The following is a 23532-nucleotide window of genomic DNA, read 5'->3' as shown; positions in this document are numbered from 1 at the left end:
CACATAAAAATCCCCATTGCCAAGCAAGTCCCCATTATCTGACAAATATCCTTACAATCGCGCTTTGTTAGCTGCCTAAGCAAGGATTCTGCAATGCAAGCCGCCAACCCTCGCAAGGGGTACATCCTGGGCCTGAGCGCCTACGTCATCTGGGGTCTGTTCCCGCTCTATTTCAAAGCCATCGCCAGCGTGCCCGCCGCCGAGATCATCGTGCACCGCGTGCTGTGGTCAGCGCTGTTCGGCGGCTTGCTGTTGATGGTGTGGAAGCACCCTGGCTGGTTTCGCGAACTGCGTGACAACCCCAAGCGCCTGGCGATCCTGGCACTCAGCGGTTCGCTGATCGCGGCCAACTGGCTGACCTATGTGTGGTCGGTGAACAGTGGGCGCATGCTTGAAGCCAGCCTGGGTTACTACATCAACCCGCTGGTGAATGTGCTGTTGGGTATGTTGATCCTCGGTGAACGCCTGCGCCGCCTGCAATGGGTGGCGGTGGGGTTGGCAGCGGTCGGTGTGGCGCAACAAGTGTGGCAGGTGGGTAGCTTGCCATGGGTGTCGCTGGCGCTGGCGTTGACGTTCGGTTTCTACGGCTTGATCCGTAAACAGGCCCCGGTCAAGGCACTTCCGGGGCTGGTGGTGGAAACCTGGATGCTGGTGCCGATTGCCGTCGCCTGGTTGCTGTTCAATCCATCGGCCCACAGTGCACAACTGGAATTCTGGAGCACCTCCGAAGCCTGGTGGTTGGTGGCCGCAGGCCCGGTAACCCTGATTCCATTGGTCTGCTTCAACGCCGCAGCACGGCATTTGCCCTATACCGCACTGGGCTTCTTGCAGTACGTGGCGCCGACCCTGGTGCTGTTGGAAGCGGTATTGCTGTTCGGCGAACACCTGGCGCCAGCCACGCTGATTGCCTTCGCCTTCATCTGGGCCGGGCTGGTGATCTACAGCGTGGATGCATGGCTGACGGTGCGCAAACGCTGATCAAATAACGCACAAACCTTTGCAAGCCACGGCGCCCGTGGCTTGCAGCGTTTCACCCCAAGGTTATCCACAGCCTGATCCCCGCCATTTGTGCACAAGCCCTTGAAACTGCTCGTTTTTTGCTCAGCTGACGGAGAAGTCCGGCCGACGTGGCCTGGCGCCGGGTCTCTACAGGTTATCCACAGGCCCATGCAAGATTTCCATGCATAACCCTGTGGGTGGTTATTCCTCGTTGCGCAGTTCCACCATCAAATCGTCGGCCAAGGTCTCGAGCGATTCCTGCAAGCGCTCCAGAGACAACGTGGACGGCACCTGCAACAAAGCCTCGGCGTTGAACAAGGGGTCCCCGCTCATGGGCGCCGGGCGTACATCGGTACTCAAGCGCTCCACGTTGACACCCTGCTGGCTCAACAGCGCAGTAATCTCGCGCACGATGCCCGAGCGGTCATTGCCCACCAGCGTCATCACAATCGATTTGGACACTGCCGCCTGCCCTGTACTGCCCTCGCCCACCAGCACGCGTATGCCGTGTGTGGATAAGTCTTCCAGCGCGCCCACCAGTGCCTGACGTTGCTCCGTCGGCACGCTGACCCGCAGGATCCCGGCAAACTGCCCGGCCATGTGGGCCATGCGGCTTTCCAGCCAGTTACCACCGTGGGCGGCAATGTTCTGCGCGATGCGTTCAACCAGGCCGGGTTTGTCGGCGGCGATAATTGTGAGTACAAGATGGTCCATGGCGAAGCCCTCTGGAATTCAATCTACAAGGTGGACCCGGGAGCCCTCGAAAACAAATCGTGTACCATTTTTATATTTATCTGGAACAATCCAATAGTTTTTTGAGAACATCCGGTTCTCCGCTGTGACCGTACGACCAAAGTGGGTCGCTAAACGACGTATTTAGTCTAATTTTCACAACCGCAAGTCATCATGTAGTATGCCCAACCGTGCACTACATAATGAAAATCTGAAAAAGCGCATAAGCTCCGCAGAGTGAGGCAAGCAATGACTGAACACGTTCAAGTCGGTGGCCTGCAGGTCGCCAAAGTCCTGTTCGACTTCGTGAACAACGAAGCCATTCCCGGTACCGGCATTACTGCCGACCAGTTCTGGGCCGGTGCCGACAAGGTCATCCACGACCTGGCACCGAAGAACAAAGCCCTACTCGCCAAACGCGACGATTTCCAGGCGCGGATCGATACCTGGCACAAGACTCACGCCGGCCAGGCCCACGACCCGGTGGCCTACAAAGCCTTCCTGCAAGACATTGGATACCTGCTGCCAGAAGCCGCAGACTTCCAGGCCTCGACCCAAAACGTCGACGACGAAATCGCGCGCATGGCCGGCCCGCAACTGGTGGTGCCGGTGATGAATGCGCGCTTTGCCCTCAACGCCTCGAATGCGCGCTGGGGCTCGCTGTATGACGCGTTGTACGGCACCGACGCCATCAGCGAAGCCAACGGCGCCGAAAAGGGCAAGGGCTACAACAAGGTGCGTGGCGACAAGGTCATCGCCTTCGCCCGCGCCTTCCTCGACGAAGCCGCACCGCTGAGCGCCGGCAGCCACGTCGACTCCACCGGCTACAAGATCGTCGACGGCAAGCTGATCGTCAGCCTCAAAGGCGGCAGCAACAGCGGCCTGCGTGACGATGCCCAGTTGATAGGTTTCCAGGGCCCCGCGGCCGAGCCGATTGCGCTCCTGTTCAAACACAACGGCCTGCACTTCGAGTTGCAGATCGACGCCAGCACTCCGGTCGGCCAGACCGATGCCGCCGGCGTCAAAGACGTGCTGATGGAAGCCGCGCTGACCACCATCATGGACTGCGAAGACTCCGTTGCCGCCGTGGATGCCGATGATAAGGTGGTGATCTACCGCAACTGGCTCGGCCTGATGAAGGGCGACCTGGCCGAAGAAGTGGCCAAGGGCGGCAAGACCTTTACTCGTACCATGAACCCTGATCGCGTCTACACCGGCATCGACGGTAACGACGTGACCCTGCACGGCCGTTCGCTGCTGTTCGTGCGCAACGTTGGCCACCTGATGACCATCGACGCGATCCTCGACAAAGACGGCAACGAAGTGCCCGAAGGCATCCTCGACGGCCTGATCACCAGCCTGGCGGCGATTCACAGCCTCAATGGCAACAACACGCGCAAGAACAGCCGCACAGGCTCGGTGTACATCGTCAAACCGAAGATGCACGGCCCGGAAGAAGCCGCGTTCACCAACGAGTTGTTCGGTCGCATCGAAGAGGTGCTGAACCTGGCGCGCAACACGCTCAAAGTCGGGATCATGGACGAGGAGCGCCGTACCACGGTCAACCTCAAGGCCTGCATCAAGGCCGCCAGCGAGCGCGTGGTGTTTATCAACACCGGCTTCCTCGACCGTACCGGCGACGAAATCCACACCTCCATGGAAGCCGGCGCGATGGTGCGCAAGGCCGCCATGAAGGCGGAAAAATGGATCGGCGCCTACGAAAACTGGAACGTCGATATCGGCTTGAGCACCGGCCTGCAAGGCCGTGCACAAATCGGTAAAGGCATGTGGGCCATGCCCGACCTGATGGCGGCGATGCTTGAGCAGAAAATCGCCCATCCATTGGCCGGTGCCAACACCGCCTGGGTACCGTCGCCGACCGCTGCGGCGCTACACGCGTTGCACTATCACAAGGTCGACGTATTTGCCCGCCAGGCCGAACTGGCCAAGCGCGAACGCGCCTCGGTGGACGATATCCTCACCATTCCTCTGGCCAGCAACACCGATTGGTCGGACGAAGAGATCCGCAATGAACTGGACAACAACGCCCAGGGCATCCTTGGCTATGTGGTCCGTTGGATTGACCAGGGCGTTGGCTGTTCGAAAGTACCGGACATCAACGATGTGGGCCTGATGGAAGACCGCGCCACCTTGCGTATCTCCAGCCAGCACATTGCCAACTGGCTGCGCCACGGCGTCGTCAACCAAGACCAGGTGATGGAAAGCCTCAAGCGCATGGCGCCGGTGGTGGACCGTCAGAATGCCGGGGACACGTTGTATCGTCCGTTGGCGCCGGATTTCGACAGCAATATCGCGTTCCAGGCAGCGGTGGAGTTGGTAATTGAAGGGACCAAGCAGCCTAATGGGTATACCGAGCCGGTGTTGCACCGCAGGCGTCGGGAGTTCAAGGCTAAAAACGGCCTGTAAAAGAAAAAGCCCTGATCTTGCGATCAGGGCTTTTTTGTCGGTCACAGACTATTCATATAAAAACGAAACATCATAGGTGCCTTTTACCCGAATGATTGGCAGAGGACGAGGGTACGTTATATCCACGCTGCCTTTAAAACGCCAATCTATACCCGTACGCTCGACGGACACTATGACTTGGCCTTCGGCCCTCTCGTCTCGCGCGTAAGGAAGATAATTGTGGTCTCTACAAAGAATAGCCAGCCCCAGCTCCGATGCATCGAGTTTGTAATCGCCGGGACCTAAGGATTTGCGATACCTAATATGGAACTGCGTTAGCTGCTCACCATAAAATTGAGTGAGGCCCGGGGTAGCCAAGAAATCATTGGGTGTAAAGGTTGGCGCGGGTCGCCCATCTATTAATATTTCAAAGGACGCAGTTCCCTGAGCAACGCTTAGACTTTTTATTCCAGAAAAGAAACCAGTGCTCATGATAACTCCTGTTAACAGGCAGGCTTATGAAGTACCGATCATCCATCAGCACGTTCCAAGTCAGTAAACAGCTCGTACAAGCGTCCTTGCTACTGTCAAAGTTGACAGTTCTGCATGACTCCAGACCAACGGCCGTTTTACTGCACCATCCCCAACTCCCGCTTCACCAACTTCGCCAACTTCACGCTATCAATGGGCTTGAGCAAAAAGTCCACCACACTCAAGTGCATCGCGTCGATCACATCCGGCGCTTCGGCGTCACCCGACATGATGATGATCGGCAGCGCCGCCCGGGTCGACTCACGCACCTGACGAATCAACTCCAGGCCGTTGCTGGGCTGCATGCGCAGGTCGGTGATCAGCAAACCGATAGAGCTGCTCGATTTCAACAAATCCCACGCCGCCTCACCACTGTCGGCGGTCAAGCAACGAATACCGTCCAGCCCCAGGATTTCCGCCAACAGTTCACGCGCATCCTTGTCGTCGTCCACGATCAATACGCGTTGGGGCGGTAAATCAGGCTCGAGCATCACGGCGCTCAACGCCTCGCGCTCGGCATCACTCAAAATATCGTGGTCGGACATACGTTTCTCAGCAGTTCTGAATCAATCTCCCAGCACTCGTCAGACATCTGTGCAAGGTCGAACAATGTGCACTTCGTCGGAAAGTTTGCCTAGTGGGCGTTCTACGGGGTTTGGACGATAGTCATGTAAGGTTTTTCCCTAGTTTTGTAGCGTTTTCACCGACCTAGACTTACGTCCAATGGGCACCCGCGGTGCAGGAGTCGACCATGCAGTACGATAACGACAAAAAAACTGCGGTCACTGTTATGAGTAAAGCTGATGCATTCGCACAGGCGGGTAAAACTGCTGTGTTGCAGAACATCCACGGCACCTTGCAATTGCTGCAACGCTTCCCGCCGTTCAACCAGATGGAGCCAGCGCACCTGGCCTTCCTGGTGGAACAGTGCCAACTGCGCTTCTATGGCCAGGGCGACAGCATCCTCAAACCGTCGGGCGGGCCGGTCGAGCATTTCTATATCGTCAAACAGGGTCGGGTGGTTGGCGAGCGGCCTGACTCGCCAGATCCCACCTTCGAAATCACCACCGGCGAGTGCTTCCCCCTCGCTGCGTTGCTGGGTGAACGTGCGACCCGCACCGAACATAAAGCCGCGCAAGACACCTTCTGCCTGCAACTGAACAAGCCGGCGTTTATCAAGCTGTTTGCCCTTTCCAGCCCGTTTCGTGATTTTGCCTTGCGTGGCGTCAGCAGTCTGCTCGACCAGGTCAACCAGCAAGTGCAGCAAAAAGCCGTGGAAACCCTCGGCACCCAATACTCCCTGAATACCCGCCTGGGCGAATTGGCCATGCGCCACCCGGTGACGTGCAGCCCGCACACGCCGTTGCGTGAAGCGGTCACGTTGATGCACGAGCAACAGGTCGGCAGCATTGTGATCGTGGACGAACACAAGGCGCCCTTGGGCATTTTTACCCTGCGTGACCTGCGCCAGGTGGTGGCCGACGGCACCAGCGATTTCAGCCAGGGCATTGACGGCCATATGACCCAGGCGCCGTTCTTCCTGAGCCCGGACCACAGTGCCTTCGACGCCGCTATCGCCATGACCGAACGGCATATCGCCCATGTGTGTCTGGTCAAAGACCAGCGCCTGTGCGGCGTGGTGTCCGAGCGTGACTTGTTCTCGTTGCAACGCGTGGACCTGGTGCACCTGGCCCGCACTATCCGCAACGCGCCCCGGGTCGACAACCTGGTGGCAATCCGCGGTGAAATCGGCCAATTGGTGGAACGTATGCTTGCTCATGGCGCGTCGTCCACCCAGATCACCCACATCATTACGCTGCTCAACGACCACACCGTCTGCCGGGTGATCGAGCTGACCCTGGCGGAAAAAGGCGACCCCGGCGTGCCATTCAGTTGGCTGTGTTTCGGCAGCGAAGGCCGCCGCGAGCAAACGCTGTACACCGACCAGGACAACGGCATTCTGTTCGAGGCCAAGGACGCCGTCGAAGCTGCCCAGATCCGTGACCGGCTGCTTCCCCTGGCACAGCACATCAATCAAAGCCTGGCGCTGTGCGGCTTCAGCCTGTGCAAGGGCAATATCATGGCCGGCAACCCCGAGCTGTGCTTGTCCCGAGTGGAGTGGGCGCGGCGCTTCGGCGCGTTTATTCGCGAGGCGACGCCGGAGAACCTGCTTAGCTCGAGCATCTATTTTGATTTGCGTGCAGTGTGGGGCGACGAGCGTGGTTGCGAGCAACTGCGTCAGGGCATTCTCGATCAGGTCGCGGACAACCGTTTGTTCCAGCGCATGTTGGCCGAAAACGCATTACGCCAGCGCCCGCCGGTGGGACGCTTTCGCGAGTTCGTGCTGACCCGCAAGGGCGGCGAAAAGGCCACCCTGGATCTCAAGGTGCAGGGCTTGACTCCCTTTGTCGATGGCGCACGCCTGCTCGCCCTGGCCAATGGTATCCACGCCAACAACACCCTGGAGCGCCTGCGTCAGTTGGTCGACAAGCAAGTGATCGAGCCCCTGGATGGCGCGGCTTACGAAGAGGCCTACCACTTCATTCAGCAAACCCGTATGCAGCAGCACCAATTGCAGACCCGCGAGAACCAGCCCTACTCCAACCGCGTCGACCCCGACAGCCTCAACCACCTCGACCGACGCATCCTGCGTGAATCCCTGCGCCAGGCCCAGCGCCTGCAAAGCAGCCTGACCTTGCGGTATCAACTGTGAGTTGGTTCGGCTGGTTTCATAAGCAAAAACCCGGGCTGAATGCCGCGCAACAACAGCGCCTGGAACAACTGCCCAAGCCTTGCGCACTGGGCGATGGTTCGTTGCGCAACCAACGCTGGGTCGTGGTGGATCTGGAAACCAGCGGCCTGAACCTGAACCGTGACCAGGTGCTGTCCATCGGCGCCGTGGTGATCGAGGACGGTGCGGTGGATTTTTCGCAACTGTTCGAACGCACCCTGCAACGCACCGACACCAAGCTCAGCCCCAGCGTATTGATTCATGGTCTCGGCCCCAGTGCGATTGCCGCCGGCAGCGACCCGGCCGAGGCGCTGCTGGATTTCATGGCATTCGTGGGCGACAGCCCGTTGCTGGCCTTCCATGCACCGTTCGATCAACACATGCTGGGCCGCGCGCTCAAGGACAGCCTGGGTTATCGCCTGGCTCACCCGTTTCTCGACGTGGCCGACCTGGCACCGCTCTTGTGCCCCGACGCCACGCTACGCGAGGCCGGGCTGGACGACTGGGTCAAGCATTTCCAACTGCAGGTCGGCGAGCGTCATCACGCCAGCGCCGATGCACTGGTCACGGCGGAGCTGATGCTGATCCTGTTCAGCCGTGCACGGCAGCAGCAGATCGACACGCCCCACGCGCTGCAAGAGCGTTTGGCCCAGTGGAAACGGCGCCAACAAGCGCCATCGTTTTAATGTCACCTCCCGACAGACGCTAATTGCGCCCATCCCACGCCTCTGACACAATCGCGAATAATTCTCGTTAGTTTAAACCTACTATTTATTCGGTGATGCCTTGTCGTCGGTCCAGACCCCACACAGTGAGCTTGTTGGCGCGTTGTATCGCGACCATCGTGGCTGGCTGCTGGCCTGGCTACGCCGCAATGTGGCCTGCCCGAGCCGCGCCGAAGACCTGAGCCAGGACACTTTCATGCGCCTGCTGGGCCGCGACGGCTTGCGCGAGCCCCGTGAACCCCGGGCGTTCCTGGTGGCCATAGCCAAGGGCCTGCTGTTCGACTACTTCCGTCGAGCCGCTCTGGAACAGGCGTATCTCACCGAATTGATGCTGATCCCCGAAAGCGAACACCCATCGCCGGAAGCACAGCAACTGATCCTTGAAGACCTCAAGGCCATCGACCGCCTGCTCGGCAAGCTGTCGAGCAAGGCCCGCGCCGCGTTCCTCTACAACCGCCTCGACGGCCTGGGCCACGCCGAAATCGCCCAGCGCCTCGGTGTGTCGGTGCCCCGTGTGCGCCAGTACCTGGCCCAGGGTATACGCCAGTGCTACATCGCGCTGTATGGCGAGCCCTCGTGACAGCCATTGGCTCCAAACCGGTTTCGGCACGGGTGCTGGATGCCGCGATTGCGTGGCAACTGTCTCTGGACTCGGGCGACGGCAGCGCGGTGGAACAGCAAGAGTTCGCCAAATGGCTGGCCAGCGATGAGGAACATGCCCGCGCCTGGCGCCAACTGGGCATGCTCGATCAGCGCTTCAGCGTGGCCGCCGGCCCGGCCCGGGCGGCGTTGCTGCAATCGCGCCACGGCATTCGCCAGCGCGTACGCAAGTTGGGCCGTGGCCTGGCGAGTATCGTACTGGTGTGTGGCCTGGGCTTGTTTGCCGGCGAGCGTTACGTGCCGATCCACTACTGGCTGGCCGACCAGCGCACCGCCACCGGCGAGCAACGCACGCTGAAACTGGACGATGGCACCTCGATCAACCTCAATACCCATAGCGCCATAGATGTGCGCTTCGACGAAAAGCGCCGATTGATTGTGTTGCAGGAGGGCGAAATCCTCGTCGAAACCGGCCACGACGATTCACGCCCGTTCTATGTGCAAACCCGCGACGGCAGCCTGCGAGCGCTGGGTACCCGGTTTATCGTCAAGCGCGAAGACGACGCTACGCGCTTGAGCGTGTTGCAGTCCGCCGTGGCTGCCCAGCCTGAAGCGCTGCATCAGGAGCACGTTTTCAAAGCAGGCCAGCAAGTGTTGATGCGCAGCGATGGCCTTGGCCCGCTGCTGGCCGTGACCCACGCCACCGACGCCTGGACCCGTGGCATGTTGGTGGTCGACAACGCCCGTCTGGGCGATGTGATCGAAGAACTGGGCCGCTACCGCACCGGGCATCTAGGCGTGGATGACAACGTGGCCGACCTGCGCATCACCGGCAGCTTCCCCCTGCACGACACCACGCTGGCGTTGAATGCGCTGTTGCCGACCTTGCCGGTGCAGATCAAGCAGCACACGCCGTGGTGGGTGACTGTCGCTGCCAAGCCTTAGATTCTGTGGTGACCGGGCAATCGCCATCGGGAGCAAGCCCCCTCCCACATTGGAAGGTACTCACGCATCAAAATGTGAGAGGGGGCTTGCTCCCGATGAGGCCCTGAAACACACCGCCAAAAAATAGTTTCACCCAGCCCTATCACTTTCCGATTCTCGCTCGGCACCTAGGCAATTGAGAAATATTTCCATTCAGGAGCCGCCCTTATGTCCCGCACGCTAGACACCTTGTTGCGCCCCAGTCTGTTAGCCCTGGCCATCGCCCTCAGCGCTCCGCTGGCGAGCACTTCGCTGATCGCTGCTGAACAAGCCTTGAGCGTGCGCGCCTATAACCTGCCGGCCGCCCCATTGGCCAGCACCCTGAACCAGATCGCCAGCCAGGCTGGCCTGGCGCTGACCCTCAACCCGGCACTCGCCGCCGGTAAAACCTCGGCCCCGGTCAAGGGCCAGTTCGATGCACAGAGCGCGTTGCGTGAGGCGTTGCGCGGTACTGGCTTGCAGTTGGAACAAAGCAGTACGGGCACTTACACCCTGGTGCCGGTTCCGGAGGGCGTCGTCGCCTTGCCGACTACCAACATCACCGGCCAGGGCAGCTATGAAAGCGCTTGGGGGCCGGTGGAGGGGTATGTGGCAAAGCGCACCGCCGCCGGCACCAAAACCGATACCGCGCTGGTCGAGGCGCCACGCTCGATTTCGGTAGCCACCCGCGAGCAGATGCAAGACCGCAACGTCCAAAACCTCGACGATGCCGTCAAATACATGCCCGGTATCGTGTCCGCCAGCTACGGCAGCGACACTCGCTACGACTGGATGCGCGTACGCGGCTTCGAGCCGACGCAATTCCTCGATGGCCTGCCACTGCCACGGGGGGTGTATGCCAACCCGAAAGCCGAAACCTGGAACCTGGATCGCCTCGCTTTGCTGCGCGGTCCGGCCTCGTCTGTCTACGGCCAGACCCCACCGGGTGGCCTGTTGGACATGGTCAGCCGCCGCCCCAGCGCTGAATCGAGCCACGCCATCCAGGTGCAATACGGCAGTGACAACTACCGCCAGATCAATTTCGAAAGCACTGGCAAGATCGATAATGAAGGCCAGTTTCTCTACAGCGTTGGCGGCGTGGTGCGCGATGCCGGTACCCAGGTCGATCACATCGACAACAAGCGCTACAACATCGCACCGAGCCTGACCTGGAATATCGACACGGATACCAAGCTGACCTTGCTGTCACAGTTCACCCGTGACGATACCGGGGCCACCAGCCAGTTCCTGCCGATAGTCGGCACCAAGATCAAGTCGCCGCTGGGTGACGTTTCGCATCATAAGAACCTGGGCGATCCGGACTACGAGTACTACGACCGTACCTATTACGCACTCGGCTACGCATTCGAGCACCGTTTCAACGATACATGGCAGTTCAAACAGAACCTGCGTTACACCAAATCAGAACTGTCGTTCCAGCAATTGACCGTGGGGGCCTATGGCTGGGCGCCGGTCGACGCTGAGGGCAATATCGATCGATCGTCCACCAACGTGGACGAGAACATCGGACAATTGGCGGTCGATAACAACTTTCAGGCCGACTTCGCCACCGGTGACGTCACCCACACCCTTCTGCTCGGACTGGACCACCAGCGTACCGATACCTCGTACTTGTCGATTTACGGGCAGGCCGGAAGAGTCAACATCTTCAACCCGGTCAACACCACGCCGGTTGAACGCCCCGCACGCTCCGGCGCTTTCTACGATTACAACCAGAAAACCATCCAGACCGGTCTCTACGTGCAGGACCAAATGGCGCTGGACAACTGGCGCCTGACCCTGGGCGGCCGTGAAGACTGGGTGCACCAAGGTACAACTTACTTCAACAAAAACGACGCGACCAATACTGACCGCAGCAAGAATTTCAGCGGTAACGCGGCACTGAGCTATGTGTTCGACTCGGGCTTCGTACCGTACATTTCCTACGCCGAATCGTTCCAACCGGCGAGCAACGCCAGCGCTTCACCTACAGAGTCCTATAAACCCACCGAGGGCAAGCAGTGGGAATTGGGGATCAAGTACCAACCGCCGGGCTCGAACACGCTGCTCAGTGCAGCGGTGTATGACCTGACCCAGAAGAACGTTCTGGTCAGCAGCTTCCAGTCCGGTGGTGTATCTGTTACCGACCAGACCGGCGAAGTGAAAGTCAAAGGTCTGGAGCTGGAAGCCATCTCTGACGTCACCGAAAACCTCAAGGTAATCGCGGCGTATACCCTGGCCAAATCCGAAGTGCAAAAAGGCGATTTCAAGGGCAATCGCCTGCAATTGATGCCCAACCAACAAGCCTCCTTGTGGACCGACTACACCTGGCACACCGGCGCCCTCGACGGTTTCGGCATCGGCTTCGGCGCACGCTACACCGGCAATACCTATGGCGACCAAGCCAATACCTGGGCCGGCAAGGCCAATGCCTACACCGTGTTCGACGGCGCCGTGCACTACGACCTCGGTCGCCTCGACAACAGCCTTAAAGGCGCGTCGGTGAAACTGAACGCGACCAACCTGTTCAACAAGGACTACATTTCCACCTGTGATGGCTCGTACTGCTACTTCGGCGACCAACGCAGCGTCGTCGCCAGCGCCACCTATCAGTGGTGATCAGCTTGAGTTAACAACCAGGCCGCCCCACAGGGCGGCTTGAGTGCATCTGAAGGCTCGAAAATGAAAAGCAAAACCATCCGCCGCTGGTCCTTCATCCACACCTGGACCAGCCTGATCTGCACCGTATTCCTGCTACTGCTCGCCCTCACCGGCTTGCCGTTGGTGTTCCACCACGAGATCGACCACCTGCTGGGTAACGAGCCCGAGTTGGCACAGATGCCGGCCGATACGCCGCAGCTCAACCTTGAGCAGCTTGTGGCCAAAGCCCAGGCCCATCGACCCGGCGAGGCCATGCAGTACCTGGCGTGGGACGAAGACGACAAGAACGGTGTGATCGCGATCATGGCCGCCACGGCCGGCACCGAGCCGAACTCGTCGCACACCTTCATGCTCGACGCCCGCACTGGCGAAGCAGTGGAAACCCCGGCGGCCAATGGTGGGCTGACCCTGTTCCTGCTGCGCCTGCATGTGGACATGTTCGCCGGCCTGCCGGGCAAGTTGCTGCTGGCGTTCATGGGCCTTCTGTTTGTGCTGGCGATTGTTTCGGGCACGGTGTTGTACCTGCCGTTCATGCGCCGCTTGAAGTTCGCCACCGTGCGTCAGGACAAGTCCACCCGCCTGCGCTGGCTCGACCTGCACAACCTGATCGGCGTGGTCACCCTGACGTGGGCGCTGGTGGTGGGCGTGACCGGCGTGATCAGCGCCTGCGCCGACCTGATCATCGCCGCCTGGCGCCAGGACAGCCTCAGCGCCATGATCGAACCCTACCAGAACGCCCCGCCGCTGACCCACCGCGCACCGGCCACCGAGCTGCTGAGCATTGCCGCCCAGGCAGCGCCGGGCATGGAGCCGGACTTTATCGCTTTCCCCGGCACGCGCTTCTCCAGCGAGCATCACTATGCGGTGTTCATGAAAGGCAGCACGCACCTCACCTCCCATCTGCTCACGCCGGTGCTGATCGACGCCAGCACCCTGGCCGTCACCGCCATCGCCGAGCGCCCGTGGTACATGGACGCCATGGGCATGTCCCAACCGCTGCACTTCGGTGATTACGGCGGGATGCCGATGAAGATCTTGTGGGCAGTGCTGGATGTGCTGACCATCGTCGTGCTGGTCAGCGGCATTTACTTGTGGATCGTGCGGCGCAAGGCGGCCAAGGTATGAAGCCTCGGCAGTCGAATTTCTGGAAGGTGTTTGGCATTCCGCTGGGAATTGGCCTGCTCAGTGCCGCCGGGTTGTTTGCGGCGTTGCTGGGGGATGGGGTGTGGGATTCTTTGAGCTGGGTGGGGTTGGGCGTACCTGCTGCCATTGGCGCTTGGGCGTTGGGCAAGCGGCGCGGCTGAGGGCGCTATCGGGGGCAAGCCCCCTCCCACATTTGATTTGTGAACGCCGTCCACTGTGGGAGGGGGCTTGCCCCCGATGAGGCCCTCAGGATCACAAAAATCCCCCTCGCCAGCCACTGCGCAAGCATCTACGCTAGCCCCAGTCCATTTCGAGGAATGCCCATGTCCGCCCCCAGCATGACCTTGTTCCACAACCCGGCCTCGCCCTTCGTGCGTAAAGTGCGCGTGCTGCTGATCGAGACCGGCCAGCAGGACCGTGTGGCCCTGCACGCTTGCCTGCCGACACCGGTCAACCCGGATGCCCAAGTGCTGCAAGGCAACCCCGTGGGCAAGATCCCGGCGCTGCGCCTGGCCGACGGTTCGGTCCTGCACGACAGCCGGGTGATCCTCGATTACTTCGACCACCAGCATGTCGGCAACCCGCTGATCCCCCGTGATGGCTCGGTGCGCTGGCGGCGCCTGACGTTGGCCTCGATGGCCGACGGCATCATGGATGCCGCCGTGCTGGTGCGTTACGAGACCGCCATGCGCCCGCTGGAAAAACACTGGGATCAATGGCTGGACGAACAGCGCAACAAGATTCGTCGCGCTCTCGCCGAGCTGGAGCAGGACGCCATCGCCGAACTGGCCAGCCATTTCGATATCGCTTCGATCAGCGTCGCCTGCGCCCTGGGCTACCTCGACTTTCGCCATCCGGATATGCAGTGGCGCTCGGACACCCCCAAGCTCGCCGCCTGGTACGCCGAGGTCAGCCAGCGGCCTTCGATGCAGCAGACCCAACCGCCCGCCTGACATGTATACCTACCCCCTGTGGGAGCGGGCTTGCCCGCGATTGCGGCGTGTCATTCAGTACATCTGCTTCTGAACCCCCTCTATCGCGGGCTTGCCCGCTCCCACAGGGGACGGTGGTGGTATTGAGGAAGGTGGCGATCCTTAAGGCCAACTGCGCCCCCGCTTGCTGATCCTCCCGCAACCCAATCATTGCCCTTGCTCCACCTTGCGCTTACCCACCCCATACCAATCCAGTTTGCGCGTCAGCACCATGACCGTGCCCAGCAGGCCAAACAGCAACAGCGAACCCATCAGCAGCGCGTAATCCTCGGCACTGAGCAACCCGAACAACAAGCCATACAACGCCGCCAACCCTGCCGAGAACCCCAGCCCATGGACGACGCTGCGCAGCACATGGCACACGTAAAAACCGATCAACAACACACAGGCACTGGCCGATATCAGGTACGCCAAGGCAAAGCCCACATGCTCGGACAGCGACAACAGCAACAGGTAGAAGAACGCCAGCGCCACGCCCACCAATGCATACTGAATCGGGTGCACCGCCAGGCTCTTGAGCACTTCGAACAGGAAGAAGCCAGCGAAGGTCAGGGCGATAAACAACAGTGCGTATTTGATCGCACGGTCGCTCTTGAGGTACTGGTCCACCGGGTCGATGAAGTTCACGCCAAAGCTGCGGTTGTTGAAGTCTTCGCAGCCCTGGCGGTCCAGGCAGCTTTGCAGCGCTTGTTCAAGGTTGGTGGAGAAGAATGAGGTCTGCCAACTGGCACTGAAGCCCTGGTCGTTGACTTCCCGTTGAGCTGGCAGGAAGTTGCCGATGAAACTCGGGTGCGGCCAGTTGGACGCCAGGGACACCTGGCTGGTCTTGCCCACCGGCACCACTTGCAGTTGTTCGGTGCCTTGCAGACGCAGGTCGAAGGCGAAATCCAGCACGGCAGGTTTCTTGCCGTCTTGCGTTGGCAACACCACATGCACGCCCTCGCCCAGCCAGTCCACCTGCGAGCCCGGCGAGAACTCCAGGCGCTGATCACCCAGCTCCAGCTTCAAAGCGTTTTCAATGCCGCGAATATCGCTGATGCCCACCGCCAGAAACGCAGGCTCAAAGCGGTAATCAGCAAAGTCTTCGGTGATCCCCAACTGCGCAGGCAATTCAAAACGCCCGCTGATGCGGTTGTCAGCATGGAACAGCCGCGCCTGGTAGATACCCCGCGCACGCAGTTCGGTTTGCACCTTGCCGTCGAGCTCGAAATGCTCCGGCAGGAAATACAACCGGCCACGCTCTTCACGGGTTTCTTCGTAGCGTTTGTTGAGCTTTTCATTGAGCTTCCATTCACGCACCGTCTTGCGAAACGGCACCACCATCACCGGCCCGGTGAGGCGCTGGGCGTAACTGGAACTGCGGGCGATGTCCATCAATACGCCGTCGCGCAGTTGCTGGCGGTCGGTGATGATGCCGTTGATCATCAGCAACGGAATCAGCAACAGCAGAATCAGCAGCGCAATCGCGCCAAGTTTGAAAAGCAGGCTGCGGTTCATGGGTCTCTCCCTGTTTGAATGGGGGAGAGTCTGCCCAGCCGATATGGGGGATTTATGTGGGCAATGTGGAGACTGTGTGGAGATGCAGCACCGCTTGCACGCCGCCTGGCACATTGCCGATCTGCAGCGAGCCGCCGTGCAGCTTCATCACCTCCTCGACAAAGTTGAGCCCCAGGCCCGTGCTTTTACGCCCGCTGGCCGGACGTGGCAGCGAGTAGAACCGCTCGCTCAGGCGCGGCAGCGCGTAATCGGGAATCGCCGCGGCCTGGTTGAACAGACTGACCTGCACATCGTTATGCCGCACCTGGGCACTGAACCTCAGCGTGCCGCCGGGTGGGGTGAAATCCAGCGCATTGTCGAGCAGGTTGCCCAGGGCCTGACGCAGCAGGAAGGGTTCGCCAAATACCTTCACATCGGCAGCGATGACCTGCTCCACCTGCAAGCCGGCACCTTCGATTCGCGCACATTGGGCCTTGAGCACCTCATCGACCAACACCGCCAGCGGGATGTACGATTGCTCCTCCAGCCCCTGACGTTGCTCAACCTGGGCCAGGTTCAACAGGCGTTCGATCAACTGTTGCAGGCGCGCGCTTTCGCTGTCGATATTGCCGACAAACCGCTGCTGCTGCTCACGGCTCATATCGCCCTGCAACAGCTCCGCCGCACCGCGAATCGCCGCCAACGGGCTTTTCAATTCATGGGTCAGCGTGTGCACGTAGCGCTCTACATAAGCCTTGCCTTCCAGCTGCGTGCGCATGTGTTCCACGGCGGTGGACAACTGCTTGAGCTCGCCGCCGCGATAATGCGGCAACTCGGCGCGGCGGCCCTCGCTCACGGCTTCGGCATAGGCGGTAAGGCGTCGGAGGGCGACGGTCAACCACCACGACAATAGCGCCCCCAGCAACAGGCCCAGAATCACCAGCCCCGCGCCATACCACAGCAGGCGGCGCTCAGTGCGATCCACGTAGGGTTGCAACGAGCTGTTGGGCTTGGCCACGGTGACCACGCCAATGATCTGGCCGTTATCGCGAATCGGCGCTCCCACGTGCATCACGGATGACGTGGGATCGTCCACGTCGCTGCGAGTGGAGCGCGCACCGTATTCGCCGCGCAGGGTCAGGTACACATCGTTCCACTTCGAATAGTCCTGGCCCACCGCTTCACCGCTGGAGTCAAGCAGGACCCTGCCCTTGGCGTCGGTCACATAAATACGATGGTTGACCTGGTTTTTCGGCAGGCCCCAGATCACCGCACCCGGCTGGCGATTGCCGTAAGCCTTGAGCAGCGCTGGCCAATGACTCTGGCCCAGGGTGCCGTTCTTCACATCTTCGCGCAGGATTTCAGCCAGCAGGTTGGCGGTGTCCACCAATGTTTCTTCGGTGGACTGGCGAACGCCGGGGCGGATTTCTTTCATCACCGTGTTGAGTACGAAGTAGCCAGTCAGGCCGATAAACAGCGCATACACCAGGAAAATCCGCAGCCCCAGGCGCATCAGCTGTGGCTCGGGCTGTAGCTGTAGCCCAGGCCGCGATGGGTCTGGATCGGCTCGGCCTGCGCCGCCACGCTACGCAATTTGCTGCGCAGGCTTTTGATGTGGCTGTCGATATTGCGCTCGTAGCCGGCATCGGCGGGCACACCTACGGCGTCCAGCAGTTGCTCGCGACTGAACACGCGCTCGGGTTGTTCCAACAGGCTTTGCAGCAGGCGGAACTCATGGCGCGTGAGGCTCAGGGGTTGCCCGCGATAGTGGATCTGCATGCGCTCCAGGTCCACCTGGAACAGCATCGGGGCCGCACCCGGACCAACACGCTTGAGAATCGCCCTCACCCGCGCCGCTACTTCCCGAGGGCTGAAGGGCTTGACTACATAATCGTCGGCACCGATTTCCAACCCCACCACCCGGTCGATCTCGGCATCCCTGGCACTGAGGAACATCACTGGCACTTCGCTGAACCGGCGCAGGTGCTTGCAGGTTTCAAAGCCAGTGATGTCCGGCAGGCCGATGTCGAGGATGATCAGGTCGGCCGGGCTCTGGCGCTGATGCTCCAGCGCCGCCTGGCCGAGCGTCAGCCAGGTGGTGGTGAAGCCCTCGGCTTGCAGGGCAAAGATCAGCGTGTCGGCTATCGCCGCTTCGTCTTCGACAATCAGGATGTGCGGCATGGGTTCAATCAGCAGTCCGGTTTGTCGGCAGTGTAGCGACGTGCCGGGTTCACCGCCGCGCCAAATTCACGCAGGGCCTTGGCGCCGATCAACAGCGGGTAGTTGAAGCTGCTGCGGTCGGTGAGATTGACCTCGACGGTGCGCTTGACGTCGCCCAGGCACATCTCCAGATCGATCACCGGACGCTTGGCCACGCTGGCTTCGTCCTTGTCGTCATCTTCGTCGGCGCGGCTCTTGATCTTGCTGATGCGCGACACCTTGTGCTCGTAGACCTTGTTGCCGGCGTCCTTGCCGCCGAGGCGGAAACGCACCCAATCGTCGCCGTCGCGGGTGAAGGTCTCGATGTCCCGGGCCGACAGCGAGGCGGTCAGTGCGCCGGTATCCATCTTGGCCTTGAAGGTTTCGCCGATCTCCGGCAACTGGATGTATTCGTAGCGACCATAAAGGGTCGGTTCGGCAGCCATGACAGGCAGGGCCAGCAGAGCGAGGGAGGCAAATAACAGTTTCACGAAGTGAGTTCCTCGGAAAGAAGTAGGCGGATTCTAGACCGCAAACGCGGCACTTAGTTAGTGACTGCCACCCTACACGGCACATTGTGAAACATTCGTCCGCTGATTTGCGATTTGGCCTCTAGACTCACCTTGCTTATCATGACCCGCCCACACGATCCCAAGAGTTATTTATGCGCCGCCTGCTCACCGGCTGTTTGGTCACACTACTGCTGTTACTCAACACGCTGATCCTGATCGGCCCCTTGATGGTCTTTGCCCTGCTCAAGCTGGTGGCGCCGGGCCGCTCGCGTGACTATGCGTCCTGGGCGGTGATGTGGATCGCCGAGACCTGGGCCGAGATCGACAAGTTGATTTTCTCGCTGTGCATTCCAACCCAATGGGATATCCGCGGCGGTGAGGACCTGCGCAGTGACACCTCCTATCTGGTCATCAGCAACCACCAATCCTGGGTAGATATTCCGGCACTCATCCAGGCGCTGAACCGGCGCACACCGTTCTTCAAATTCTTCCTGAAAAAAGAGCTGATCTGGGTGCCCTTCCTCGGCCTGGCCTGGTGGGCGCTGGATTACCCGTTCATGAAGCGCTATACCAAGGCATTTCTGGCCAAGCATCCTGAACTGGCAGGGCAGGATCTGAAAATCACCAAGAAGGCCTGCGAGCTATTCAAGCGCCAGCCGGTGACGGTGGTCAATTACCTGGAAGGCACGCGGTTCAGCGAGGCCAAGCGCGCGCAACAGGATTCACCCTTTACCCGGCTACTCAAGCCCAAGGCAGGCGGCGTCGCGTTTGTGCTGGCCGCAATGGGTGAACAGCTGGACGCGGTACTCGACGTGACCGTGGTCTACCCGCAACAAAAGATTCCGGGGTTCTGGGAATTGATCAGTGGCGCGGTGCCGAAGGTGATCGTGGATATCCGCACCCGCGAGCTGGACCCGGCGTTGTGGCAAGGGGATTACGAAAACGATCCGGCCTTTCGCCAGACCGTCCAGAACTGGGTCAACCAGCTCTGGACGGAAAAGGACCGTCGAATCCATGAACTGCTGGAAAACGAAGGCATGCAATGCGAAAGCCAGCGATGATGGAACCTTCCAAGGTCATACACGAGACCTTGAAAGGTAATCCATAGTGGTGTCTTGCTTCCTACAGTTCCCTACTGTTTCGAAGCTACCGCTCAAGCCAGCTCATTTATGCTGTTGCGCAGAGCATCTCGTACCTGCGTAGGGTTGGTCCTGTCAAAAAGGGAATCCAAAGCCGCACGCATCTTTTCTGATGCTTGCGAGATATTGCCTCCAGCGGCCTGGGCGCCCAACACTCCAAGGAGATTGGAAATCACTGCGTCAGCGGAAGTCTGCACAGACGAGGGCACATTTGCCAAATCGCTGCGCGGCGCTCCGGATGCATCGACCTCACGTAGCTGGCCGTCCGCGCCCTTCACAATATGCACGCCACCTTCAGGCAACGGTTTGTCTGCCGGCCAATCTTGGGCACCGAGGTCCGCAAGACGCACGGCGCCTTCAGGCAATGGTTTGCCTGCGGGCCAATCTTGGGCACCGAGGTCCGCAAGACGCACGGCGCCTTCAGGCAATGGTTTGCCTGCCGGCCAATCTTTGGCACCGAGGTCCGCAAGACGCACGGCGCCTTCAGGCAATGGTTTGCCTGCCGGCCAATCTTTGGCACCGAGGTCCGCAAGACGCACGCCACCTTCAGGCAACGGTTTGTCTGCCGGCCACTCTTGGGCACCGAGGTCCGCAAGACGCACGGCGCCTTCAGGCAATGGTTTGCCTGCCGGCCAATCTTTGGCACCGAGGTCCGCAAGACGCACGCCACCTTCAGGCAACGGTTTGTCTGCCGGCCACTCTTGGGCACCGAGGTCCGCAAGACGCACGCCACCTTCAGGCACTGGTTTGCCGGCCGGCCACTCTTTGGCCAGAGCATTGCTAGAACCCGAAACTTGTTTCAGCCCAGACATCAAATTATTGAGTGCCCGCTCAGGATTCGACCCATTAGCGACGCCACTCAGATCGTTGCGCAAGTTCTGCAGCAAATTCGCGCTCAATCCCAGGTTATGCAACACATTGGGGTCGATCAGCCTAGCCTTGCTGGTCGGCACATGGGCGCCAACCTGGTTGTATAGATTCTGGAGCGTGGTTTGCAGGTTAATAGAATTCATCAGATCACCATGTAGTTATTCGGTCGATTACCCTTCAAACAGTACTGCTGTGGTGTTACGAAGGTGACTACTATGTGGCGCCCAACTTTCCTACCGTTCCTACTGATCCACTACAATTTATTTCGCCTACATCCCACTCATCATGAAATATGACTCATTGATAATTATAGGAAACGCGATCCTTGGAGAAAGGCAGCTTAGCCGCCGCCCCCCCCAAGCCTGGGCACTGAGGAACATCACTGGCACTTCGCTGAACCGGCGCAGGTGGTGGTGAAGCCCTCGCCTTGCAAGGTAAAGATCAGCGTGTCGGCTATCGCCGCTTCGTCTTCGACAATCAGGATGTTCGGCATGGGTTCAATCAGCAGTCCGGTTTGTCGGCAGTGTAGCGACGTGCCGGGTTTACCGCCGCGCCAAATTCACGCAGGGCCTTGGCGCCGATCAGCAGCGGGTAGTTGAACAACTGGATGCAGTGCTCGATGTGACGGTGGTTTATCCGCAGCAAAAGATTCCGGGGTTTTGGGACTTGATCAGCAGTGCGGTGCCGAAGGTGATCGTGGATATCCGCACCCGCGAACTGGATCCGACGTTGTGGCAAGGGGATTACGAGAATGATCCGGCGTTTCGCCAGACCGTCCAGAACTGGGTTAACCAGCTCTGGCTTGAGAAAGATCAGCGGATAGACGAGGTTCTTGAATGAACCTGCGAAAGATCACCACGGGTATAAATCCCCTCAAACAGCTTCTTTTAAAACCTCCATAACTTTAGAGACCAACTGTGCCGAATCCAGGCCGGCCTGGTTTGCCTCTTTGAGCGCGGCTCTCAGCGACTCGCCAAAATGCTTGCCATTGAAGTTTGAGCCGGAGAACTTAAGTAAACTATCGGCCAAATCCCCTGCTACTTTGTCGTACATCTCTGGATCAGGATTGTTCAGCGTTTCAGACTTGGCAAAATGACTCTTCGAACTGTCTGCCACCCCTATCGCCTCAGACTGCAAGTGGTCAAGCAATGCCGTTGAATCAAAACGATTCTCTGCACCAGGGGCAAAATAATCGGCCACGCCAGCGAGTATTTGGCTAAGGGGCTGTTCAGGATCCCTTGCTTTTGCGAGGTTGTGTAGTGCGTCTTGCACAGTAAGGCGAAGGTCAGCGGGTGGTTCTTGTGAATTCCTTTTGGAGCGAGCCGTTGATTTCTTGTAATCATCATAGTTAATACCCAGCTCTTCAAGGCGCTCACGCAGCGCTTGTTCATATGAGCTCTCTGGACTCTCGTCCCGCTGAAGCCCAGACACATTGATATAGTTTTTTATGTCTGGGATGCTCAGGCCCTTAAAATCCATAACGCCACCTCTCATACATCACTAGGGAAAACCTTCCAAGGTCGTTGTGAGCGACCGTTGAAAGGTAACGATATGTGGCGTATTTCTTCCTACGGTTCCCTACAACCGAATGATTTTTAACAGGTGGGATTTTTCAGCGCTCATATCAATAAAAATGACTCCGTGCGCACGCAGGTAACTAGCTACCCGTCCCCCACGCCTGAGCCAACTTGCCCAACACTGAACTGCTGGCACCCTGACCACCCAGGTACTGCAGGATCACCGGAGCAAACTGGCCGACCATACCGCTGTCCATGCCCAGGGCGCTGAACGCGGTGTTCAAGTCGTTAGTACTCTTCACATTACCCAACAAGCCGTCCAGGCCGCTGGTCTTGCTGCCGCCGCTCTGGCCGAGCATCCCGCTCAACGCGCCGAGGCTGCCCAGTGCGTTGTTGCCCGACAACTGATCGAGGCCCGGCACGCTGTTGCCCAGTTGCGAATAGTCGTTGCCGCTCAGTTTATTCTTGGCCAGCCCCAACATGGCGCCCGTGCCGCCCACCGCTTGCTCGGGGGTGATATTCAGTTGCGAGGTCAGAGCGCTCAGCAGGCCAGCCGTCTCGGACGAGGGTGCGGCGGCAGCGGCTTTATTGTTGCCACCCTGCATACCGGAAATGGCGTTGGCTGCATCGCCAAGGCTGAAACCTGCAGCGAACACCGGGCCGGCGGCCATGGACAGCAGACAGGAAAGGGCAAAACCGCGTGAAATCTTCATCAATACAACCTCAGGAGATGGATGCAAAAGCAAGCGTTGGACTAGGTATCCCGTCGGTTGTTCCAGGCCCTGCCCGGAACCCAATCGGGATAATCGGGTCCATGGACTGACTACAAAATTTGTCGAGAAGAGACTTATGACTGCGATCCAACCCCAAGTGATTGAGCAAAAGCCTCCATTCTGGAGCCGCCCACGCCTGTTCATCGGCGCCTGTGTGGTGGTGGTTGCCGGTATCGGCGGCGCGCTCTACACCCAGGACAGCGTCAAATCCGCCGCAACGTTGGTGAACACTACCCAGCAGCCGGCCGCGCAAATCATGGCCCACAAGGATTATCTTGAAGTGCAGCCGATTGCCTCCACGGCGCCGGCGCCAGACCAAAGCCTGGAGCTGTGGGCAATCCCTAAAGATGGCACACCGGTGTCGCTGGGCCTGTTGCCGGAAGACGGCGAGGGCATCATCGGCCTGAACCCGCGCCAGCAGGAAACCATCAGCAAGCCGGTGGAGTTGATGGTGAGTTCGGAGACCAAGGGTGGCTCCATCAGCAAACAACCCACAGGCCCGACCGTCTATCAGGGTGCATTGGCTACTCGCTGATCCCTAAACACCATAAAACCCTTGTGGG

The 23532-nt window shown here is 59.6% G+C and carries 22 protein-coding genes and 3 pseudogenes; 13 read left to right on the top strand and 12 right to left on the bottom strand.

The annotated features are described in order from the left end of the window. Nucleotides 1-93: 93 nt before the first annotated feature. Entirely contained in the window at nucleotides 94-978 is an 885-nt protein-coding gene (gene rarD / locus QMK52_RS09750) for an EamA family transporter RarD (protein ID WP_005792097.1), read from the top strand. Between the two features lie 222 nt (nucleotides 979-1200). Here the strand turns inward: rarD and QMK52_RS09745 are convergent, their stop codons facing one another. Beyond that, nucleotides 1201-1713, bottom strand: coding sequence for a glycine cleavage system protein R (locus QMK52_RS09745; protein ID WP_005792098.1), 513 nt, complete (start codon nucleotides 1711-1713; stop codon nucleotides 1201-1203). A 267-nt stretch (nucleotides 1714-1980) separates the two neighbouring features. Here QMK52_RS09745 and QMK52_RS09740 point away from each other — a divergent pair, with 267 nt between their 5' ends. Continuing rightward, nucleotides 1981-4158 (top strand): malate synthase G, encoded by a 2178-nt coding sequence (locus QMK52_RS09740; protein ID WP_005792099.1) that lies wholly within the window; start codon nucleotides 1981-1983, stop codon nucleotides 4156-4158. 48 nt (nucleotides 4159-4206) lie between these two features. Here QMK52_RS09740 and QMK52_RS09735 read toward each other — a convergent pair whose 3' ends face one another. Beyond that, nucleotides 4207-4629, bottom strand: coding sequence for a hypothetical protein (locus QMK52_RS09735; RefSeq protein ID WP_032803738.1), 423 nt, complete (start codon nucleotides 4627-4629; stop codon nucleotides 4207-4209). A 137-nt stretch (nucleotides 4630-4766) separates the two neighbouring features. Continuing rightward, nucleotides 4767-5213: a response regulator gene (locus tag QMK52_RS09730; protein WP_005792100.1), complete on the bottom strand. Its 447-nt coding sequence runs from the start codon at nucleotides 5211-5213 to the stop codon at nucleotides 4767-4769. Nucleotides 5214-5458: 245 nt separating this feature from the next. Here QMK52_RS09730 and QMK52_RS09725 point away from each other — a divergent pair, with 245 nt between their 5' ends. From QMK52_RS09725 to QMK52_RS09690, 8 genes are all read left to right on the top strand, one after another. Beyond that, the gene (locus QMK52_RS09725; protein WP_005792101.1) at nucleotides 5459-7381 is read left to right on the top strand and encodes a putative nucleotidyltransferase substrate binding domain-containing protein; all 1923 of its coding nucleotides are present in this window, start codon (nucleotides 5459-5461) and stop codon (nucleotides 7379-7381) included. Beyond that, complete coding sequence (locus tag QMK52_RS09720) at nucleotides 7378-8085, top strand: PolC-type DNA polymerase III (protein WP_005792102.1); 708 nt, start codon at nucleotides 7378-7380, stop codon at nucleotides 8083-8085. The genes QMK52_RS09725 and QMK52_RS09720 overlap by 4 nt, the downstream gene beginning before the upstream one ends. A gap of 100 nt (nucleotides 8086-8185) precedes the next feature. Next, the gene (locus QMK52_RS09715) at nucleotides 8186-8704 is read left to right on the top strand and encodes an RNA polymerase sigma factor (protein WP_005792103.1); all 519 of its coding nucleotides are present in this window, start codon (nucleotides 8186-8188) and stop codon (nucleotides 8702-8704) included. Next, a complete protein-coding gene (locus QMK52_RS09710; protein ID WP_194439422.1) occupies nucleotides 8701-9669 on the top strand; it encodes a FecR domain-containing protein in 969 nt (322 codons plus the stop codon). Before QMK52_RS09715 ends, QMK52_RS09710 begins: the two co-directional genes overlap by 4 nt. A gap of 207 nt (nucleotides 9670-9876) precedes the next feature. Continuing rightward, complete coding sequence (locus QMK52_RS09705) at nucleotides 9877-12306, top strand: TonB-dependent siderophore receptor (protein WP_320404053.1); 2430 nt, start codon at nucleotides 9877-9879, stop codon at nucleotides 12304-12306. Nucleotides 12307-12369: 63 nt separating this feature from the next. Beyond that, the gene (locus QMK52_RS09700) at nucleotides 12370-13473 is read left to right on the top strand and encodes a PepSY-associated TM helix domain-containing protein (protein ID WP_005792106.1); all 1104 of its coding nucleotides are present in this window, start codon (nucleotides 12370-12372) and stop codon (nucleotides 13471-13473) included. Then, nucleotides 13470-13652 carry a hypothetical protein gene (locus tag QMK52_RS09695; protein WP_005792107.1) on the top strand — a complete coding sequence of 61 codons (183 nt, stop codon included), beginning with the start codon at nucleotides 13470-13472 and terminating at the stop codon, nucleotides 13650-13652. Before QMK52_RS09700 ends, QMK52_RS09695 begins: the two co-directional genes overlap by 4 nt. Nucleotides 13653-13814: 162 nt before the next feature. Continuing rightward, on the top strand, nucleotides 13815-14444 hold the full coding sequence (locus tag QMK52_RS09690) for a glutathione S-transferase (RefSeq protein WP_005792108.1): 630 nt from the start codon (nucleotides 13815-13817) through the stop codon (nucleotides 14442-14444). A gap of 186 nt (nucleotides 14445-14630) precedes the next feature. Here the strand turns inward: QMK52_RS09690 and creD are convergent, their stop codons facing one another. From creD to QMK52_RS09670, 4 genes are read right to left on the bottom strand one after another with little or no spacing between them, the layout of a single operon-like run. Continuing rightward, nucleotides 14631-15980, bottom strand: a complete 1350-nt coding sequence (gene creD, locus QMK52_RS09685; RefSeq protein ID WP_320404052.1) for a cell envelope integrity protein CreD — start codon at nucleotides 15978-15980, stop codon at nucleotides 14631-14633. A 52-nt stretch (nucleotides 15981-16032) separates the two neighbouring features. Further along, nucleotides 16033-17472, bottom strand: coding sequence for a two-component system sensor histidine kinase CreC (gene creC / locus QMK52_RS09680; RefSeq protein ID WP_320404051.1), 1440 nt, complete (start codon nucleotides 17470-17472; stop codon nucleotides 16033-16035). Continuing rightward, nucleotides 17472-18140, bottom strand: coding sequence for a two-component system response regulator CreB (gene creB, locus QMK52_RS09675; protein WP_320404050.1), 669 nt, complete (start codon nucleotides 18138-18140; stop codon nucleotides 17472-17474). The genes creC and creB overlap by 1 nt, the downstream gene beginning before the upstream one ends. Before the next feature lie 8 nt (nucleotides 18141-18148). Further along, on the bottom strand, nucleotides 18149-18649 hold the full coding sequence (locus QMK52_RS09670) for an ATP-dependent zinc protease (RefSeq protein ID WP_005792112.1): 501 nt from the start codon (nucleotides 18647-18649) through the stop codon (nucleotides 18149-18151). Nucleotides 18650-18822: 173 nt separating this feature from the next. Here QMK52_RS09670 and QMK52_RS09665 point away from each other — a divergent pair, with 173 nt between their 5' ends. Further along, complete coding sequence (locus QMK52_RS09665; RefSeq protein WP_005792113.1) at nucleotides 18823-19731, top strand: acyltransferase; 909 nt, start codon at nucleotides 18823-18825, stop codon at nucleotides 19729-19731. 92 nt (nucleotides 19732-19823) lie between these two features. Here the strand turns inward: QMK52_RS09665 and QMK52_RS09660 are convergent, their stop codons facing one another. From QMK52_RS09660 to QMK52_RS09650, 3 genes and pseudogenes are all read right to left on the bottom strand, one after another. Next, nucleotides 19824-20822, bottom strand: a complete 999-nt coding sequence (locus QMK52_RS09660) for a hypothetical protein (protein WP_320404049.1) — start codon at nucleotides 20820-20822, stop codon at nucleotides 19824-19826. Between the two features lie 263 nt (nucleotides 20823-21085). Beyond that, nucleotides 21086-21172 (bottom strand): annotated as a pseudogene (locus tag QMK52_RS09655) (two-component system response regulator CreB); the annotation flags it as partial. An 8-nt stretch (nucleotides 21173-21180) separates the two neighbouring features. Next, nucleotides 21181-21279 (bottom strand): annotated as a pseudogene (locus QMK52_RS09650) (ATP-dependent zinc protease); the annotation flags it as partial. On the opposite strand from QMK52_RS09650, the pseudogene QMK52_RS09645 reads away from it, so the two are divergent. Next, nucleotides 21277-21519, top strand: a pseudogene (locus tag QMK52_RS09645) (acyltransferase); the annotation flags it as partial. The pseudogenes QMK52_RS09650 and QMK52_RS09645 sit on opposite strands and share 3 nt — an antisense overlap. Before the next feature lie 33 nt (nucleotides 21520-21552). Here the strand turns inward: QMK52_RS09645 and QMK52_RS09640 are convergent. Beyond that, nucleotides 21553-22158, bottom strand: a complete 606-nt coding sequence (locus QMK52_RS09640) for a hypothetical protein (RefSeq protein ID WP_005792118.1) — start codon at nucleotides 22156-22158, stop codon at nucleotides 21553-21555. A gap of 178 nt (nucleotides 22159-22336) precedes the next feature. Continuing rightward, complete coding sequence (locus QMK52_RS09635) at nucleotides 22337-22909, bottom strand: DUF2780 domain-containing protein (RefSeq protein ID WP_005792119.1); 573 nt, start codon at nucleotides 22907-22909, stop codon at nucleotides 22337-22339. A gap of 136 nt (nucleotides 22910-23045) precedes the next feature. Between QMK52_RS09635 and QMK52_RS09630 the strand changes: the two genes are divergently transcribed. After that, nucleotides 23046-23504 carry an anti-sigma factor domain-containing protein gene (locus QMK52_RS09630; protein ID WP_005792120.1) on the top strand — a complete coding sequence of 153 codons (459 nt, stop codon included), beginning with the start codon at nucleotides 23046-23048 and terminating at the stop codon, nucleotides 23502-23504. The last annotated feature ends 28 nt before the right edge of the window (nucleotides 23505-23532 follow it).

It is taken from the genome of Pseudomonas sp. P9_2 (genome assembly GCF_034008255.1).
In the GTDB taxonomy this organism is placed as follows: Bacteria; Pseudomonadota; Gammaproteobacteria; order Pseudomonadales; family Pseudomonadaceae; genus Aquipseudomonas; species Aquipseudomonas synxantha_A.
Note: the sequence above shows the minus strand (reverse complement) of the source record. Positions and strands in the feature narration are given on the sequence as shown.